The organism is Rhodococcus sp. 21391, assembly GCF_016772255.1.
GTDB classification, from domain to species: Bacteria; Actinomycetota; Actinomycetes; order Mycobacteriales; family Mycobacteriaceae; genus Rhodococcus_F; species Rhodococcus_F opacus.
In genome coordinates this window covers 3,391,199-3,409,073 of sequence record NZ_CP063781.1, presented here as the reverse complement: position 1 = coordinate 3,409,073, position 17,875 = coordinate 3,391,199, and the positions used below count along the sequence as shown (strand labels likewise).

The following is a 17,875-nucleotide window of genomic DNA, read 5'->3' as shown; positions in this document are numbered from 1 at the left end:
AGCGCACCTTCTCCATGGCCTTGCGCGTCAGCGCACCTTCTCCATGGCACTGAGCACGCGTTTCTCCGAGACCGGGATCGGTGTCCCGAGTGTTTGAGCGAACAGGCTGACGCGCAACTCCTCGATCATCCAGTGAATCGCGTCGACCTCGGGTGAGTGCTGTCGTTCTTCCGGCAGGCCCGCGAGCATGCGTTCGTATCCGGCGTACACCCGGTCGAGAACGTCCATCCCCTTCTGGTCGCGCGGTGCGCTCCCCGGAAGGGCTTCGAGACGTGCCGCCGCGGCGGCGAGGTAGCGGGGGAGTTCGCGGAGGCGAGTGGTACCGATGTCGGCGACGAATCCGGGAAACAGCAGCGACTGCCGTTGTTCCCGCACGTCGTCGGCGGCTTCACCGGTGGCGCGTTCCAGCACGACGGCGAGCCGGTGGTCCGCTTCGAGCACGGGCGACACCAGTCGTAGGAGCACCGCCACGTTCCGGGCCATCTCCGCGCGCGCCGTCGCCATGAGGGCGTCGAATTCCTGCGGTGTGCGCACCGGCGCGCCGTGTGCGGCGATCAATTGGTTCGCGGCGGCGTTGCGGCAGTCGTCGATCAGGGCGTCGAGGCTGCCGTCGGGGTTCTGCCCGAGCGCCAGTCGCTGTGCGTTGCTCAGGCCGGACGTGACCGTCTTCGCCTGGGTGGGAACGGCAGCGAGGAGCAGCCGGCGCGTTCCGGCGCGCATCGCGGTTCGTTGTGCCGCGGCGGTGCTGAGCACGCGGACGGCGACACCGTCGCCCTCCGGGACCAGGGCGGGGTAGCCGGTTACCTTCTGGCCGCCGAGTTCGCGGGTCACGGTGGCCTCGAGCGAACCGAGGGTGGCGGGTGTCCACGTGAGTGCGGGCGGCCGCTCCGAGTTCGAGGCCGCCTTCGCCACTTCCACCTGGACGCGGGGAGCGAGCGACTTGCGCAGCGACACGAGGTCCTTGTTCCGGCCGAGGACGGCACCCTTCTCGTCCACGGCAGCGAACGTCATGCGCAGATGTTCGGGGAGCGCGGTGAGGTCGAAGTCCTTGGGATCGATGCGACAGGCGCCGAGCCTCGACAGTTCGCGTGCCATCGCCGTGGTGAGAGGTTCGGAGCGGGGCTTCACGGCGGCCAGCGCGGCGGCCGCGAAATCCGGTGCCGGAACCACCTGTCGGCGAAGGGTCTTCGGGAGCGTCTTGATCAGGGCGGTGACCAGTTCGACGCGCATGCCGGGGACCAGCCAGTCGAAGCCGACCGGGCGCAGGCCCGCCAGTAGCGCGATCGGGATGCGGGCGGTGACGCCGTCGTCCTCGGTGCCGGGCTCGAACTGGTAGGTGAGGGGGAACTGCATGTCGCCCTGGCGCCAGGCGTCGGGGTATTCGCCGCCGAGTACTGCGGCCGATTCGGCGTTGACGACCGTCGCCTGGGTGAACGTGAGCAGGTCGGGATTCTTGCGGCGGGCGACCTTCCACCAGGAGTCGAAATGCCGGGCCGAGACAGCTTCCGGGCCGACGCGCTGGTCGTAGAAGTCGTAGAGGGTGTCGTCGTCCACGAGGATGTCGCGCCTGCGGGCGCGATGTTCGAGTTCTTCGACGTCTTCGAGGAGTGCGCGGTTGGCGTGGAAGAACTTGTGCTGTGTCTGCCATTCACCCTGCACCAGGGCGTGGCGGATGAACAGGTCCCGGGACGTTTCGGGGTCGATGGTGCTGTAGGTGACGGCACGCCGGGCGACGAGCGGGATGCCGTACAACGTGACGCGTTCGTAGGCCATGGCGGCGCCACGCTTCGACGACCAGTGCGGTTCGGAGTAGGTGCGTTTCACGAGGTGCGGCGCCAGCTTCTCGGCCCACTCGGGTTCGATTCCGGCCGACATCCGCGCCCACAGCCGGGACGTCTCGACCAGCTCGGCGGCCATGACCCATCGCGGGGGCTTCTTGAACAGGCTCGAGCCGGGGAAGACCGCGAATCGGCTTCCGCGGGCCCCGAGGAAGTCTCGTTTGTCACCCTCGCGGAGCCCGATGTGCGACAGCAGCCCCGCGAGCAGGGACTGGTGGATCGCCGCCTCACCGGCCGGGGTGTCGGTGGTGTCCCAGCCCAGCCCACGGGTGATCTGACGGAGCTGACCGTGCAGGTCCTGCCATTCGCGGATGCGCAGCCAGTGCAGGAATTCGTTTCGGCACATCTTCCGGAACTGGTTGGACGACAACTCGTTCCGCTGCTCGCGCAGGTACTTCCACAGTTCGAGGAAGGCGAGGAAGTCGGAGTTCTCCACAGTGAACCGGGCGTGCTTCTCGTCCGCTGCCTGCTGGAATTCGGCGGGACGTTCCCGCACGTCCTGGATCGAGAGGGCGGAGACGATGACCAGCACCTCGGACAGGCAGCCGTTGCGGTGCGCCTCGACGAGCATCCGGGCCATGCGCGGATCGACGGGGATCTGCGCGAGTTCGCGTCCGACCGCGGTGAGGACGGGCTGCTCGTTCTGGGCTTTCCGTTCGATGGCCCCGAGTTCCTCGAGCAGGCCGATGCCGTCGCGGACCGCCCGGGGGTCGGGCGGCTGGACGAACGGGAACGCGGCGATGTCGCCGAGGCCGAGCGCCGTCATCTGCAGGATGACGGACGCGAGGTTGGTGCGCAGGATCTCCGGTTCGGTGAAGGCGGGCCGCGCCTCGAAGTCCTCTTCCGAGTAGAGGCGGATGCAGATGCCTTCGGCCACACGGCCGCAACGCCCGGAACGCTGGCGGGCGGATGCCTGTGAGATCGGTTCGATGGGCAGGCGCTGCACCTTGGTGCGCACCGAGTAGCGGGAGATGCGGGCGGTTCCCGGGTCCACGACGTACCGGATGCCGGGCACGGTGAGCGACGTTTCCGCGACGTTCGTCGACAGCACCACCCTCCGCCCGGTGTGGGGCGTGAACACCTTGTGCTGTTCCGCCGCCGACAGCCGGGCGTAGAGGGGCACGATCTCGGTGCCGCGCAGTCTGCGGTCTCGGAGCGCGTCGGCGGTGTCGCGGATCTCCCGTTCGCCGGAGAGGAAGACCAGGATGTCGCCGTCGCCCTCGCCGGAGAGCTCCTCGACCGCCTCGCACACCGCGTCGACGGGGTCGCGGTCGAACGTCTGGTCGCCCACTTCCACCGTGAGTGGGCGGTACCGCATCTCGACGGGGAATGTGCGCCCGGACACTTCGACGATCGGCGCGGGCAGGCCGTCGGTGGCGAAGTGCTGCGCGAAGCGTTCCGGATCGATCGTGGCCGACGTGATGATCACTTTCAGATCGGGCCGGCGGGGGAGTAGCTGTCGCAGGTACCCGAGGATGAAGTCGATGTTGAGGCTGCGTTCGTGGGCCTCGTCGATGATCAGCGTGTCGTACCGGCGCAGCATCCGATCGCGTTGGATCTCGGCGAGCAGGATTCCGTCGGTCATCAGTTTCACCAGCGTGCCGTCCGACACCTGGTCGGTGAATCGCACGGTGTAGCCGACGGTCTCACCGAGTTCGCTGCGAAGTTCCTCGGCGATCCGTTCGGCGACGGTCCGCGCCGCGAGACGGCGGGGCTGGGTGTGTCCGATGAGGCCGCGGACGCCGCGGCCGAGTTCGAGGCAGATCTTCGGGATCTGCGTCGTCTTGCCGGATCCCGTCTCGCCGGCGACGATGACGACCTGGTTCTCGGAGATCGCCTTCGCGATGTCGTCGCGGCGCTGGCTGACCGGCAGCGTGTCGGGGTAGTCGATGGCGGGGACGCTGTCGAGTCTTCGTGTGATGCGTCCGCGGGCGGCGGCGATCTCGTCGGACAGGGATGCGAGTGCGTCGGGTGTGCGCGCACGGTCGAGTCGCCGGCGGAGCCGGTGTTCGTCGCGCAGTGTGAGTTCGCCGAGGCTGTTCTTCAGTTCCCGCCGGCTGGGTGCTGTGGTGGACATGCTGGACCCCAGCCTAGCCAACCGGTGGATCGCCCTGTGCCGCGCCCGCCCGTGTGCGAATATCGGCGGATGGACGCTGCCGTCGTCACGGACCTGCGAGGTCAGAGGATCGTTCGGGTTCTGCGGGCGGTCTTCGCCGCCTACGGGCTGATCGCGTTGCTGTGGATTCCCCTCCGCAGCGCCGGCAGCGGCGACTTCTCACTGGCCGATTTCCTCAGCTACTTCACCATCGAGAGCAACATCCTCGCCGTCGTCGTCCTGTTCGTCGGCGCGATCCGGGATCCGCAGTCACGGGGCTGGCAGCTGTTCCGGGGTGCGACCACGCTGTACATGGTCATCACCGGAATCGTGTACGCGGTGCTGCTGGCGAACATCGACGTCATGCTGCAGGACGCCTGGATCAACACGGCCCTGCACCGTCTGCTGCCGCTCGTCCTGCTGCTGGACTGGGTGGTGGCCCCGTCCCGGGTGCGGATCTCCGAGGCGCAGAGCCTGAGCTGGCTGGTGTTCCCGGCCGTGTACGGCGCCTATTCCCTGATACGGGGTCCGATCGTCGACTGGTATCCGTACCCGTTCCTGGACCCCCGGCAGCAGGGGTACCTTCAGCTCGCCGTCACGGCGGTCGTGTTGTTGCTGGCGATGGCGTTGATGGCGTTCGCCGTCAACGCGGTGGGACGTCTCGGTGCACGCCGGCGGTACGACGAGGATCGGTAGCGGCGAAGGTGCGCGCGGACGATTCGCGGACCGCGCTATCCTCCACACGACAGGCGTCCGCGCGATCAACCGTGACTTCGGCAACGGCTGGGAGACTATGTTCGACGAGTTCGCAGGCGAGACCTTCGACCTGCTCGGCCGCGACCGCGGCAGTGTCGTGGCCGCCGACGACGGTGTGCCGCTCGCGGTGCGCGAGGTGGGTCCGGCGTTCGCGCCCTTGACGGTGGTGTTCGTCCACGGCTTCTGCAACAGGATGACCGGGTGGCACTTCCAGCGGGTTCAGCTCGAGGAGGCGTGGGGCTCGACGATTCGCATGGTGTTCTTCGACCTGCGGGGGCACGGCGACTCCGGGGTGCCGCGGCGCGCCACCTGCACCATTCCGCATCTCGCGCAGGACGTCGACGCCGTGATCCGTGCGCTCGTGCCCGAGGGGCCGATCGTGCTGGTCGGCCATTCGATGGGCGGTATGGCGGTCCTGTCGTACGTCGGACAGCATCCCGATCTGATCGGGTCCCGCATCGTCGGGGTGGGCCTGATCGCCACCGCGGCGGAGAAGCTGGGTGACGTGGGGCTCGCGCGGACCCTCAACACGCCGGTGGTTGCCGGATTCAGCACCGCGGCCCGCCACCTGCCCCGGGTCGTCCAGAGCGGTCGCGGCGCGAGCAAGAGGGTGCTGGCGCCGATCCTGAGGTCGGCGTCGTTCGGTGACCGCAGCATCAGCCCGGCGATCGTGTGGCACTCCGAGCAGATGATCAACGACACGTCCCTCAAGACGCTCGTCGACTTCCTGCCGTCGTTCAAGAATCACGACGAGACGGCGGCGGTGCCGTTGCTCGCACCCATCGAGACGCTGGTGGTGTGCGGCGACCGCGACCTCCTGACCCCCTTCCGGTATTCGAAGGCGATCGCCGGGCATCTGCCCGACGCGGAACTGGTGAAGGTCCCCGGTGCGGGGCACATGGTGCAGTTGGAGCGCGCAGAGCTCGTCTCGGACGCGATCGATCGTCTCCTGACCCGTTCGGTCGAAACCCTTCCCACGCCGAGTGCCTGGAGTGAGTGGGTCCGGGTGGCGACGGATTACGTGGACCACGCACGGCACTGGGTCGCCCACGGCGGGCCCGCCGCCTGGTGGCGAGGGCTACGTGGTCGTCCCGTCGTCGGCCCCACGTTCCGGTAACACGCAGAATTCGTTGCCCTCGGGGTCTGCGAGGACCACCCAGGGAACATTCGGGTCGTCGCTCAGCCGGCATGCGCCGAGCGAGAGGAGCCGCCGGACCTCCTCGTCGCGGGTACCGGACGACGGCGCGATGTCGAGGTGCAGGCGGTTCTTCCCGGACTTCGGGTCGTCGACGGGCTGGAACACCAGTGACGGGGACCCCGGTGCGTTCGATTCGACGTACTCGAGCCCGTACGAGTCCTTCCAGCGGCGGGTCGACGGATAGCCCAGGGCGTCGCACCAGAATCGTGACAGTGATTCCGCGTCACGGCAGTCGACGGCGATGGCGATGATTCGGCTGGTCATGGGTTGCGGATACCCGCGCGACGGTGGTCGCACACTGTCACGGGGACGGCTCGGGCGCGCCTCCGTGGCGTGTCTGTAACAGGCAAACGCGCGACAACACGTGCCACTCGGGCCACAATGAGTGAACGCGAAACCGGCCCCGAGGAGACGGGATCACCATGGCATCTGCGAGTTCGTCAGCCGAGCAGGAAACCCTCCCACCAGGTGTTCTCCGTCGCGCGATCGCGGCGTCGGCGATGGGTAACGCCACCGAATGGTTCGACTACGGCGTCTACGCGTTCACCGTGTCGTACATCTCGGCCACGTTCTTTCCCGGCGACACCGGTTCGGCCACCTTGTACGCCCTGCTCGTGTTCGCGGTGTCGTTCGTCGTGCGACCGCTCGGCGGCCTCGTGTGGGGTCCGCTGGGTGACCGGCTCGGACGCCGCCAGGTTCTGGCACTGACGATCATCCTGATGGCGGGTGCGACGTTCTGCGTGGGCCTCGTGCCGGGATACGACGTCATCGGTTTCTGGGCGCCCCTGCTGCTGGTGCTGCTGCGCATGATCCAGGGCTTCTCGACGGGCGGCGAATACGGCGGCGCGGCAACGTTCATGGCCGAGTACTCGCCGGACCGCAAGCGCGGTTTCTGCGGAAGTTTTCTCGAGTTCGGCACGCTCGGCGGGTATGCGCTGGGTGCGATCGTAGTCCTGGCGGTGGAGTTGTTCTCCAGCGATCCGTTCATGTCCACCTGGGGCTGGCGTATCCCGTTCCTGATCGCCGGACCGATGGGTCTGATCGGCCTCTACCTGCGGACCAAGCTCGAGGAGACACCCGTGTTCCGGGAACTGGACGCGGAGGGCGAGGTGGAGTCGACGCCGACCCACGAGTTCAAGGATCTGGTGACCGAGTACTGGAAGCCGTTGCTGCTGCTCGGCGGCCTCGTCATCGCGTTGAACGTCACCAATTACACCCTGCTCAGTTACATGCCGACATATCTGGAGACACAGATCGGCCTGACGTCCACCGCGTCGCTGTCCCTGTTCATCGTCGGGCAGCTCGTGATGATGGCCGTCATTCCGTTCGCCGGCGGGTTGTCGGACCGGGTGGGCCGAAAACCGTTGTGGTACGGCTCGCTCGTGGGGTTAATCGTGCTCGCCGTCCCGATGTACCTGCTGATGCGTCAGGGTTTCGGATGGGCGATCCTCGCGTTCGCGGTGCTCGGGTTGCTGTACGTCCTGCAGTTGTCCACGATTTCGGCGACGTTCCCGGCCATGTTCCCGACGCACGTGCGGTTCGCGGGTTTCGCCATCGCGTACAACGTGTCGACGTCGTTGTTCGGTGGCACCGCACCCGCGGTCAACGAACTGCTCATCGAATGGACCGGCAACACGCTGATGCCGGCGTTCTACATGATGGCCGCGTGCGCGATCGGCCTCGTTGCGCTGTACTTCGTGGCCGAGACGGCGGGCGCGTCCATCCGTGGTCGCGGGATACCGGGAATCGACACGGAGCCACACCCCACCGCCCTGGCGGAGAAGTAACGCGTGTGGGTGTGCCCCTGACGCCTGTCAGGGCGCGGCGCCCTGACGCCTCTCAGGGCGCGGCGAACCCCCGACGTGCCGCCATCGCGCCGGCGAATGTGGTGGAAGCGATGGTGACCAGCGCGCCGAGGATCAGTGCCGAAGGCTCGCCTGGGCCCAGGAGATGCGATTGCGTACCGATCGCCGCGGCGGCCACGGGCACGCCGAGTTGAGCGGCGGCCAATACGCCGAGGGGCAGCGGCACACCGACCAGCCGTGTCAGGCAGTGGACGAGAACGGCAGCGAGGCCGAGCGCAACGCCGAGCAGTATCAAGGAGGGGTCCGCCCCGAGGTCCCGGACATTCAATGATGCGCCGAGCCAGACGAAGAACAACGGCCCGAAGAATCCTTCGGTGATCGAGAACAGCTGCTTGGCCAGGCGTCGCGGCTCGCCCACTGCCGCGATCACCAGTCCGAGTGCGAAACCGGCGAGCATGATCGACACGTGGGAGTGAACGGCCAACGCCGCCAGGAGACACAGGACCCCGAGATTGATCCGCAGTTCCAGTGCGAAGCCGCGTTCCTTGGACTCGTGATGCAAGCTGTGAAGCCAGCCGCGTTTGTCACTCGCACGGAGGACCGCGTAGAAGACGGCGGTCGCCCCCGTCACGGCTACCGCGCCTGCTGCGGCGCGTGGGGCCTGCGCCGGATCGATCACGAGCGGCAGAGCGACGATGCACGCGATGTCGGCAACCGCGACCTGGGCTACGGTCTGCACGATCGGTGTGCCCGCGAGGCCGAGCGAGTCGATCAGGGGTAGGACGAGCGCTGCGGACGACGACGCGATGAGGACCGCGTACAGAGCGGCGTGGCCGGTACCGAATGCCTGAGCGATCCCGAACCCTGCCAGGGTGGCACCGACACCGACGAGAACAGCCCGAACCACGCCGTTCGCGAGCGCAGGCCGGATGCGTGCGTCCCGGATCGGCACATGTGTGCCGGCCACGAACATGACGAGTGCGAAGCCGATGTCCGCGAGGAATGTGAAGGTGGGATCGCCGGGATCGAGTATGCGCAAACCCGTAAAGCCGAGGAAGATTCCGGCAAGCAACTCGCCGAGAACGACCGGTAGATGCCAGGTCCGGCGACTCGCGAGCACGGGGCCGGCCAAGGCTGCGGCGGAGATCAGCGCGAGTACTTCGAAGGACATGCGCATGTCAGTTCGGTGCAGTCGAGCTCGACGGCCGGCACGGGGTCTTCCAGTTCTCGCGACATCTCACTCCAGGCATGGAGAGATTGTGCCTGCCGAAGCCCGCGGTCCGACTCCGACCGAGGCAAGGAGGTTGGGCCGACCAGTCGAGGGACGCGTGAGTCGGGCGAGGGGATTCCCAGGCCGCATGGCATAGTCGGCTCGGGGCGGGTTTCACGAAGGGATGAGCATGGCGTCGGCACTGTGGCACGGATTCGCGGACATGGGCGCGGTGGAACAGAAGGGGCCCTTCGTGGTGTCCCGCGGCGAGGGCGCCTACATCTGGGACGACCGCGGCAACCGTTACCTCGACGCGACGGCCGGGCTGTGGTTCACCAACGTGGGGCACGGCCGTGCGGAGATCGCGGACGCCGTCGCGCAGCAGTTGCGGACCGTGGCTCATTTCTCGAACTTCGGCGACTTCGTTCCCGAGACCACCGCGACCCTGGCCGATCGTCTCGCGACCATCGCGCCGGTGCCGGGCAGCAAGATCTTCTTCACGTCCGGTGGTTCGGATTCCGTGGACACGGCGGCCAAGCTCGCCCGCCGCTACTGGCACGAGATGGGCAAGCCGTCCAAGACGATCGTGGTCGGCCGCCAAAAGGCCTATCACGGGATGCACGTGGCGGGCACCGCCCTGGCGGGAATTCCCGCCAACCGTGAGGGTTACGGCGAGTTGATGGCCGACGCCGCCACGGTCGCCTGGAACGACGCGAAGGGCCTGCTCGAGTTGATCGAGAAGATCGGCGCCGACACGATCGCCGCGTTCTTCTGCGAACCCGTCATCGGTGCGGGCGGCGTCTACCTGCCGCCGGAGGGCTACCTCGCGGAGGTCCGCGACATCTGCCGCGAGCACGACATCCTGTTCGTCGTCGACGAAGTGGTCACGGGATTCGGTCGCATCGGCGGCGAATGGTTCGCGTCGACGCGATTCGACCTGCAGCCCGACATGATGACGACGGCAAAGGGTCTCACCTCCGGATACGTCCCGATGGGGGCGGTGTTCATCGCCCCGCGTGTGGCCGAGCCGTTCTACGCTGGCGGGATCTGGTGGCGGCACGGCTACACCTACGGTGGGCACGCGGGTGCCGCCGCGGCGGCTCTCGCCAACCTCGACATCATCGAGCGCGAGAACCTGCTGGCAGAGTCGAAGCGGCTCGAGTCGTCACTGCACGAGCACCTCGCGCCCCTCACCGACCACCCGCGGGTCGACGAAGTGCGCAGCGGTCTCGGTGCGGTCGCGGCGGTGCAGCTGGCCGATCCGGCGGAAGCGCTCCCGTTCGTGAACACGCTGCGCGAACACGGGATCTCGGGGCGCGCCGCCGGTCAGGGTGCCATGCAGATCTCGCCGGCATTCGTGATGACGGACGAGCAGGTCGCTCAGCTCGCGGACGGAATCCGCCGGGCCCTGGGCTGATCGGTCCAGGTGCCCCGCCTGCGGAGGCGACGCAGGGCACCGGTGACCTGGTCCCGCCAGGTGGGCGGGGTCAGGTCGATCTCCTTCTGCCCGTCGTGCACCGCATACGCGCGGGTGTAGCGCTCATGGAGACGCGCCCGGACCTCGTCCGGCGTGTACGCCTTTCGTTGCCGATCTGCGCGCACCGCGACGACCCCGGTCGCGGCGACACCCACCACACCGGCGAGTCCGAGAAGTTTCCACCATTGCCTGCCACGGGGTCGCATGCTTCTAGGCTAGGGCCCATGGACGCGCCACCGCACACGGACGCACGACGACACGGCTCCACCATCGACCTCGACACCGCGGTCGAGGTCACCCGCACCGGCGACATCTGGATCTTCCGGGGAGAGTCTCCGGCAGACAGGGCCATTCAGACGCTGACGAACAGTCCGGTCAACCACGTCGGCATGTCGGTGGTCCTCGAGGACCTGCCGCCGCTGATGTGGCACGCCGAGCTGGGACATTCGCTTCAGGACATGTGGACGGGACGCTTCCAGCGCGGTGTGCAACTCCACGACCTGCGCGGCGCGGTCCAGGTGTGGGGTGCGCGGTACGGGCAGCGGGGATGGCTGCGCCAGCTCGCCGAACCCGCGACGTCGCAGCAGGAGGACGCGTTGCTGCGGACGATCGCCCGGCTCGACGGAACCCCGTTCCCGTCCACCGCGAAACTCGCGTCACGGTGGTTCGGCGGGCGCCTGCCCGGGGCGGGGCGCCGGCGGGAGAAGTCGGGCGGTCTCGAAAGTGCCTATTGCGCCGAGGTGGTTGCGCAGACGTACGAGAAGATGGGACTGATCAGTGGGCGCAGGCGCACCAACTGGTACGACCCCGGCAAGTTCTGGAGCGGCGACAGGCTTCCTCTCGCTCCCGGTGTGACGCTGGGCCGGGAGATCGAGGTGACTCTGAGCGAAGCCGACCTCACCGCGGGGCGAGGCCGGCGGCCGTCGTCAGAGGGTGCGTGACTTCTCGGGGTGGACTCGTCCGCCGACCTCGATCCAGCCCGCGGGATCGTAGGTGGTGCGCAGTTCGGATCCCTTGCCCTGGGTGATCAGGAGGGCGTGCCGGAGGTGCGCGGTGATCCGGACGGCCGCGGCACCGGTGGCCTCGTCCTCGGTGATGCCCATGTCCGGGGCGAACATTCGCGACCGGATCGAATGCTCGACCTTGTCGGTCCAGGCCCACAGATAATGGTGTCCGGCACCGAACTTCTTCGGGTCCGCAGACTGAACCTCGCGCACGCTGTTCATGGGGTACAGCGAGAACTCGGGCGCCCACTCCGGCCGGGCCCGCACCCAGGTGAAGGCGCCGGAACGGCGGGTGGCGACCGGGCCCGCGGGCACGTCGAGTGTGGTGACCGCGGCGCCGCGCTCGTGCAGCCACCAGGACAGTCCGACCGTGGGGTGTCCGGCGAAGGGCAATTCGGTGGTGGGGGTGAAGATCTGGGCGCGCGCGTGCTCGTCGCCGGGTCCGGGTATGTCGACGAAGATCGTCTCGCTGTATCCGAGTGCGGCAGCGATGGACTGCCGGTTTTCGGGCGGGACGGCTGAGGAGTCGACGATGCCGAGCGGATTGCCGTGGCGTCCTTTGTCGTCGGTGAACACCCGGACGACATCTACGTGGATGGGCATTGACGCACCCTATCGCTCGTCGACCTCGAGGCAGTGCCTCGACGGTGGAGAGTTCGCCACCGGCCCCGGGTCAAAAGGCAGAGGTGATGGATAACGCTAGGCTGATAGGCATGGCTGATCAGAGTTATCAACCCACACTGTCGCAGCTGCGTGCGTTCGTGGCAGTCGCGGAATACCGCCATTTCGGCACGGCGGCAGCGCGATTGAGTGTGAGTCAACCCACACTGTCGCAGTCGCTCGCCGCCCTGGAGAACGGGCTCGGCGTGCAGCTCATCGAGCGCAGCACCCGACGCGTCCTCGTCACCACGGCGGGGGAGCGGCTCCTCGGTCAGGCCAAGGTCATCCTCGAGGCCGCGGACGGTTTCGTCGCGACGGCCGCGGGTGTCGGCGACCGGTTGGCCGGACCGCTGCGTATCGGGCTGATCCCCACCGTGGCCCCGTACGTACTGCCAGCCCTGTTGCCGGCGCTGCGCGAGGAGATGCCCGCCCTCGAGCCGCAGGTCATCGAGGACCAGACGGCGCGACTTCTGGAGGCGTTGCGTGTGGGTGCGCTCGACGTCGCGGTGCTGGCGTTGCCGAGTGGTGTCAGCGGTCTCGTCGATATTCCTTTGTACACAGAAGATTTCGTGATGGTCGTCCCGGAGGGACACGCACTCGCGGGTCGCACCGACGTCTCGCCGCAGATGCTGGACGCGCTTCCTCTCCTGCTGCTCGACGAGGGGCACTGCCTGCGCGACCAGACCCTCGACCTGTGCCGCTCGGTCGACGCGCACCCGGTTGCGGGCGACACCCGCGCCACGTCTCTGTCGACGGTGGTGCAGTGCGTCGCCGGCGGGCTCGGCGTCACCCTGGTGCCGGAATCCGCCGTCCAGGTGGAGACCGGACGGGGACCGCTCGCGACCGCCCGCTTCGCGGCTCCGGCGCCCGGCCGCACGATCGGCCTCGTGTTCCGCTCGTCCAGTGCACGTGCGGATGGCTACGGGCAACTCGCCGCCCTCATCACGAAGACGGCGTCGGTCGGCGCGCCCGCCTGACGGTCGGACCTAGGACCGCCGCCGCGGTTTGCCCTTCTTGCCACCCTTCGCTCCGGAGCCCGACCGGGACGTCCTGGCTCCCGTGGCCGGTTTCTGGCGTGCAGTCGCCGCGGCGGGACGCTTCTTCTTCGGCTGCGCCGGCGTCGGGGTGCGGCCCCGGGAACTATTGACGGTCCGGCCTCGGACGATGCCGATGAACTCCTCCACCAGTTCGGTGGTCTCGTCCTCGGGCCACGACAGCGCGATCCGTGACTCCGGGCCGTCCGACACCGTCCGGTAGACGAGGTCCTTGCGGTGGTGGAGCCGAGCGAGCGACTGCGGGACGACGAGCAACCCGATCCCTGCAGCGACCAGTTCGATTGCGTCGGCCGTCGTGGCGGGGCGGTCCTGCGCCGGCAGTCCCGGCACGCTGTCCCAGACGAGGACGTCGTCGAGCGGGTGCAGCACGATCTCGTCGGCCAGATCCGCGATCGACACCTCGTCCACCGCCGCCACCACGTGGTCCTTCGGCGCCACGACCACGGGGATCTCGGTGTACAGGGGGATGGCGCTGAGACCGGTCCGGTCGATCGGCAGCCGCACCAGGCCCGCGTCCGCGCCGCCGCCGCGCAATTGGTCGGGTGCGGCCGCGGCCGCTGCCGGGACGAGGGTGAGCGGGACGTCGGGCAGCCGTTCGTTCCAGATCCGCACCCACTTGGTGGGGGTCACGCCCGGGACATACGCGAGCCGGAACGAAGGGGATGCATCCGCGTCTGTCACTCCGTCAGGCTACCGGCCTTGGTCAACGACGCCGCACACGCTCGTTACTCTTGACACCATGACGTCGCACAAGAGCCCTCAGACTATGAAGCCCGCCACCGCGGCGAAGAAGCTGGGTGTGTACCTCGAGGCCACCCCCGCGGAGTTCCAGGAGGGTCTCGTCTCCCGCGACGAGCTGAGTGCACTGCAGAGCGATCCGCCGGAGTGGTTGCTGGAGCTGCGCCGCAACGGCCCGCACCCGCGGCCGGTGGTCGCGGCGAAGCTGGGGGTGTCCATCGCGGGCCTCGCCCGAGGCGGCGTCACCGAGGCGCTCACCACCGAGCAGATCGACGCGCTCATGGCCGATCGACCCGAATGGCTGCAGCAGGAACGTGCCACCCAGGCCGAGGTCCGCAAAGAGACCGTCCGCATCAAGGAGAAGAACGCGGCGCGGCGTGATCAGCCCCGCCGGCCGCGTTCCTGACCGCTAACCCTCGACGATGCTGAGCTCGTCGAAGATCACTTCGCCGGCCGCGTCGGACTCGGGAAGGTCGACGACCGCCGTCAACGCCCACCCGTGATCGCCCTGCGGGTCCTCGAGGACCTGCCGCACCCGCCACAGCTCGGGCGCGGTCTCCACCTGGAACAGTTGGGGGCCGCGCGCCGAGGGGCCGGTGCCGAGGGAGTCGTATTCGTCGAAGTACGGCTGGAGCTGGTCCTCCCACTCCTCGGCGTCGATGCCGTCGTCGAGTCCCTCCAGTTCGGCCCACCGCCGCCGCGACGCGAGTTCGATACGCCGGAACATGGCGTTGCGCACCATCACCCGGAATGCCCGCGTGTTCGCCGAGATCGGGCGCGGCACATCGGCGCCGAACGCGACCTGCTGGTCGTCTCCCTCCGCGCCGGGGTCGGTGAGAGATTCCCATTCGTCGAGCAGGCTCGAATCCACCTGGCGGATCAGCTCGCCCAGCCACTCGATGAGGTCGTCCAGCTCCTCCGTCCGGGCCTCGGTCGGAACGGTCTGGCGCAGTGCGCGATACGCGTCCGCGAGATACCGCAGCACGAGCCCCTCCGAACGGGCCAGACCGTAGTGGCTGACCATTTCGGCGAACGTCATGGCCCGCTCGACCATGTCGCGCACTACCGACTTGGGCGACAGCGCGAACTCCGTGATCCACGGATGCCCACCGCGGTACATCTCGAACGCCGGGAACAGCAGGTCCGCGAGAGGCTTGGGCCAGGTGACCTCCTCGAGCAGTTCCATTCGTTCCTCGTACTCGATCCCGTCGGCCTTCATCTGCGCGACCGCCTCACCGCGGGCGAAGTGCTGCTGCGCCATGAGGACCTGCCGCGGGTCGTCAAGGGTCGACTCGATCACCGACACCACATCCAGTGCATAGGAATCGGATTCGACGTCCAGGAGTTCGAGGGCGGCCAGGGCGAACGGGGACAGCGGCTGGTTGAGTGCGAAGTCCCGCTGGAGTTCCATGGTGAGCCGGGCCATGCGGCCGTCGGCGTCGGGTTCGTCGAGTCTCTGCACCACGCCGGCGTCGATCAGCCCGCGGTACAACGACAACGCTTTGAGGATGTGCTTGCGCTGCGCGGGTCGCGACTCGTGGTTGTCCTCGAGGAGGTGCCGCATGGACTCGAAGCAGTTGCCCGGTCGCGCGATTACGTTGAGCAGCATGGAGTTCGACACGGAGAACCGTGAGACGAGCGGTTCGGGTGACGCGGCGACGAGCCGATCGAACGTGGCCTCGCTCCACGACACGAAGCCGTCCGGCGCCTTCTTGCGCTGCACCTTCCGGCGCTTCTTCGGGTCGTCGCCCGCTTTGGCGAGTGCACGCAGATTCTCGACCTCGTGTTCGGGGGCCTGCACGACCACGGTGCCCAGGGTGTCGTAGCCGGCGCGTCCGGCGCGTCCCGCGATCTGGTGGAACTCGCGGGCGCGGAGGTGCCGCGTGCGGGTGCCGTCGAACTTGGTCAGCCCTGTGAGGAGCACGGTGCGGATGGGGACGTTGATCCCCACACCGAGGGTGTCGGTACCGCAGATGACCTTCAGCAGACCGTCCTGCGCCAGCTTCTCGATGAGACGGCGGTATTTCGGCAGCATGCCCGCGTGGTGGACGCCGATACCGTGCCGGACGAGACGCGAGAGCGTCTTGCCGAATCCGGTGGTGAACCGGAAGCCGCCCAGCGCTTCGGCAATGGCGTCCTTCTCCTCGCGCGAGCAGAAGTTGACGCTGGTCAGGGCCTGTGCGCGTTCGAGGGCTGCGGCCTGGGTGAAGTGAACCACGTAGACGGGGGCCTGATTGGTGGTCACCAGTTCCTCGATCGTCTCGCTCACCGGTGTCGTGGCGTACGAGAACATGAGGGGAACGGGACGCTCGGTGCCCGCCACCACGGTGGTGGGGCGGCCGGTCCGGCGGGTGAGGTCGGACGAGAAGAAGTCGACCTCCCCGAGGGTGGCCGACATGACCAGAAATTGGGCGTGGGGGAGTTCGACGAGGGGGACCTGCCACGCCCAGCCCCGGTCGGGTTCGGAGTAGAAGTGGAACTCGTCCATCACGACCTGACCGATGTCGGACTCGGGGCCCTCGCGCAGTGCGAGGTTCGCGACGATCTCGGCGGTCGCGCAGATGATCGGTGCCCGCGAGTTGACGGCGGCGTCGCCGGTCATCATGCCGACGTTCTCCGCGCCGAACACCTCGCACAGGGCGAAGAACTTCTCGCTGACAAGGGCTTTGATCGGGGCGGTGTAGAAGGTGCGCTTGCCGGTGGCCATGGCGTAGAAGTGGGCGCCGACCGCCACCATCGACTTGCCGGATCCGGTGGGCGTCGCCAGGATCACGTTGGCCCCCGACACCAGCTCCATCACGGATTCTTCCTGGGCGGGGTAGAGCGTCAGACCCCGTTCTTCGGTCCAGGAGGTGAAGGCGTCGAAAACGGAATCGGAATCCGCGTTCTCGGGGAGCAGGTCGGAGAGAAGCACTGCTACAGGCTAGCCGGAAGGCGGTGCACCGCTGCCGGGCCTATGTCGCGCTGCGTTCGTCCGATCCCATCGCGTCGAGGACCGCCATGCGGGTGGACGCGCTGCCGGTGATGGTGCTCTCACCGACGCCGGTGACGAGCATCTGCCGCCACTTCGCTTCGTCGAACTGCAGGGGATGAGTCACGGACAGGAACTTCTCGATGGTGCGCAGGAACCGCATCGGGTCGTCGCGGAACGGGAAATGGCCTGCGCCGCGGAAGATCTCGAGATGAGAGCCGGGCATCGCCGCGTGCGCGAGGTGGGCGTGGCTCACCGGAATGACGGCGTCCTGATCGCCCCAGATGAGCTGCACCGGGAGATTCTCGGTCAGATAACATCGGTCGAGCATGGTGACGACCTGGCCGCGCCAGTCGACCACCGCGCGCAGGGTGCGCAGATATGCCTCGTAGGCCGTGGGGTCGTACAGCTCCGCCAGTACGCGCACCAGGTCGGGTGTGTCGTGCAGCATCGCACCGGGACGCAGTCGCGTCCCGTTCAGCTGGCTCAACACGTTGCCCACCAGACGCACGGTGGGCATCGCGCCGGGAATGCGCAGCAGTTTCAGCGCTTCGTTGACCACCGGCACCGACGCGAGCCGCAGCAGCGGGTGAACGTCCTTGGTGACGCCGCCGGCCGAGACCAGGACGAGCCGGTCGACCATCTGCGGGAACTGGTAGGAGAACTGCATTGCGACACCGCCACCGAGGGAGTGACCGACGACGGTGACTTTGTCGATCCCCAGGGTGGACAGCAGGTCGCGCATGCCGTTGGCGTACGCCGCGACCGAGTAGTCGGCCCGCGGCTTGTCGGAGCGTCCGTGACCCAGCAGATCGGGGGCGATGACGGTGTAGTTCTTGGCGAGGTGCGGGATGATCTCGGTCCAGGTGGACGAGTTGTCGCCGATGCCGTGGATCAGCAGCAGCGCGGGACCCTCACCTGCCATGCGGAACGCGCGGCGGTAGCCGTGGATCGTGCGGAACATCATGCGGGTTTCGGCGTTCGGAACGGGCCTGAGCTTACGAATGCGAGTGTCGCTCATGTCGCCTCCTGAACTGGGTGCACTCCCGAATGTTGACAGCTCAATCA

15 protein-coding genes are annotated in these 17,875 nt (G+C 67.9%); 7 read left to right on the top strand and 8 right to left on the bottom strand.

Translation table 11 applies throughout. The annotated features are described in order from the left end of the window. Positions 1-27 precede the first annotated feature (27 nt). A complete protein-coding gene (gene hrpA / locus GO592_RS15890; protein WP_007296354.1) occupies positions 28-3,915 on the bottom strand; it encodes an ATP-dependent RNA helicase HrpA in 3,888 nt (1,295 codons plus the stop codon). A gap of 69 nt (positions 3,916-3,984) precedes the next feature. Here hrpA and GO592_RS15885 point away from each other — a divergent pair, with 69 nt between their 5' ends. Further along, positions 3,985-4,629: a Pr6Pr family membrane protein gene (locus GO592_RS15885; RefSeq protein ID WP_007296353.1), complete on the top strand. Its 645-nt coding sequence runs from the start codon at positions 3,985-3,987 to the stop codon at positions 4,627-4,629. Between the two features lie 97 nt (positions 4,630-4,726). Beyond that, entirely contained in the window at positions 4,727-5,806 is a 1,080-nt protein-coding gene (locus GO592_RS15880) for an alpha/beta fold hydrolase (RefSeq protein ID WP_039950742.1), read from the top strand. On the opposite strand, the gene GO592_RS15875 is transcribed toward GO592_RS15880, so the two are convergent. After that, positions 5,768-6,151, bottom strand: coding sequence for a VOC family protein (locus GO592_RS15875; protein WP_007296351.1), 384 nt, complete (start codon positions 6,149-6,151; stop codon positions 5,768-5,770). The two genes, GO592_RS15880 and GO592_RS15875, sit on opposite strands and share 39 nt — an antisense overlap. Positions 6,152-6,309: 158 nt before the next feature. Here GO592_RS15875 and GO592_RS15870 point away from each other — a divergent pair, with 158 nt between their 5' ends. Next, positions 6,310-7,674, top strand: a complete 1,365-nt coding sequence (locus GO592_RS15870) for an MFS transporter (RefSeq protein ID WP_007296350.1) — start codon at positions 6,310-6,312, stop codon at positions 7,672-7,674. Between the two features lie 52 nt (positions 7,675-7,726). Here the strand turns inward: GO592_RS15870 and GO592_RS15865 are convergent, their stop codons facing one another. Continuing rightward, the gene (locus GO592_RS15865; protein WP_039950741.1) at positions 7,727-8,863 is read right to left on the bottom strand and encodes a cation:proton antiporter; all 1,137 of its coding nucleotides are present in this window, start codon (positions 8,861-8,863) and stop codon (positions 7,727-7,729) included. Between the two features lie 223 nt (positions 8,864-9,086). Between GO592_RS15865 and GO592_RS15860 the strand changes: the two genes are divergently transcribed. Continuing rightward, positions 9,087-10,319 (top strand): aminotransferase family protein, encoded by a 1,233-nt coding sequence (locus tag GO592_RS15860; RefSeq protein ID WP_039950712.1) that lies wholly within the window; start codon positions 9,087-9,089, stop codon positions 10,317-10,319. Here the strand turns inward: GO592_RS15860 and GO592_RS15855 are convergent. Next, entirely contained in the window at positions 10,283-10,537 is a 255-nt protein-coding gene (locus GO592_RS15855) for a hypothetical protein (RefSeq protein WP_007296347.1), read from the bottom strand. The genes GO592_RS15860 and GO592_RS15855 overlap by 37 nt on opposite strands. 66 nt (positions 10,538-10,603) lie before the next feature. On the opposite strand from GO592_RS15855, the gene GO592_RS15850 reads away from it, so the two are divergent. Further along, on the top strand, positions 10,604-11,320 hold the full coding sequence (locus tag GO592_RS15850) for a hypothetical protein (protein WP_007296346.1): 717 nt from the start codon (positions 10,604-10,606) through the stop codon (positions 11,318-11,320). On the opposite strand, the gene GO592_RS15845 is transcribed toward GO592_RS15850, so the two are convergent. Next, the gene (locus GO592_RS15845) at positions 11,306-11,986 is read right to left on the bottom strand and encodes a PhzF family phenazine biosynthesis protein (RefSeq protein ID WP_007296345.1); all 681 of its coding nucleotides are present in this window, start codon (positions 11,984-11,986) and stop codon (positions 11,306-11,308) included. The two genes, GO592_RS15850 and GO592_RS15845, sit on opposite strands and share 15 nt — an antisense overlap. A 110-nt stretch (positions 11,987-12,096) precedes the next feature. On the opposite strand from GO592_RS15845, the gene GO592_RS15840 reads away from it, so the two are divergent. After that, positions 12,097-13,020: a hydrogen peroxide-inducible genes activator gene (locus GO592_RS15840; protein WP_007296344.1), complete on the top strand. Its 924-nt coding sequence runs from the start codon at positions 12,097-12,099 to the stop codon at positions 13,018-13,020. A 9-nt stretch (positions 13,021-13,029) separates the two neighbouring features. Here the strand turns inward: GO592_RS15840 and GO592_RS15835 are convergent, their stop codons facing one another. Beyond that, positions 13,030-13,779, bottom strand: coding sequence for a LysR family substrate-binding domain-containing protein (locus GO592_RS15835; protein ID WP_007296343.1), 750 nt, complete (start codon positions 13,777-13,779; stop codon positions 13,030-13,032). Between the two features lie 58 nt (positions 13,780-13,837). On the opposite strand from GO592_RS15835, the gene GO592_RS15830 reads away from it, so the two are divergent. Next, positions 13,838-14,242, top strand: coding sequence for a DUF5997 family protein (locus GO592_RS15830; protein WP_005240786.1), 405 nt, complete (start codon positions 13,838-13,840; stop codon positions 14,240-14,242). A gap of 3 nt (positions 14,243-14,245) precedes the next feature. Here GO592_RS15830 and GO592_RS15825 read toward each other — a convergent pair whose 3' ends face one another. Further along, entirely contained in the window at positions 14,246-16,750 is a 2,505-nt protein-coding gene (locus tag GO592_RS15825; protein WP_007296342.1) for a DEAD/DEAH box helicase, read from the bottom strand. Between the two features lie 40 nt (positions 16,751-16,790). After that, complete coding sequence (locus GO592_RS15820; RefSeq protein WP_005240793.1) at positions 16,791-17,828, bottom strand: alpha/beta fold hydrolase; 1,038 nt, start codon at positions 17,826-17,828, stop codon at positions 16,791-16,793. Between the last annotated feature and the right edge of the window lie 47 nt (positions 17,829-17,875).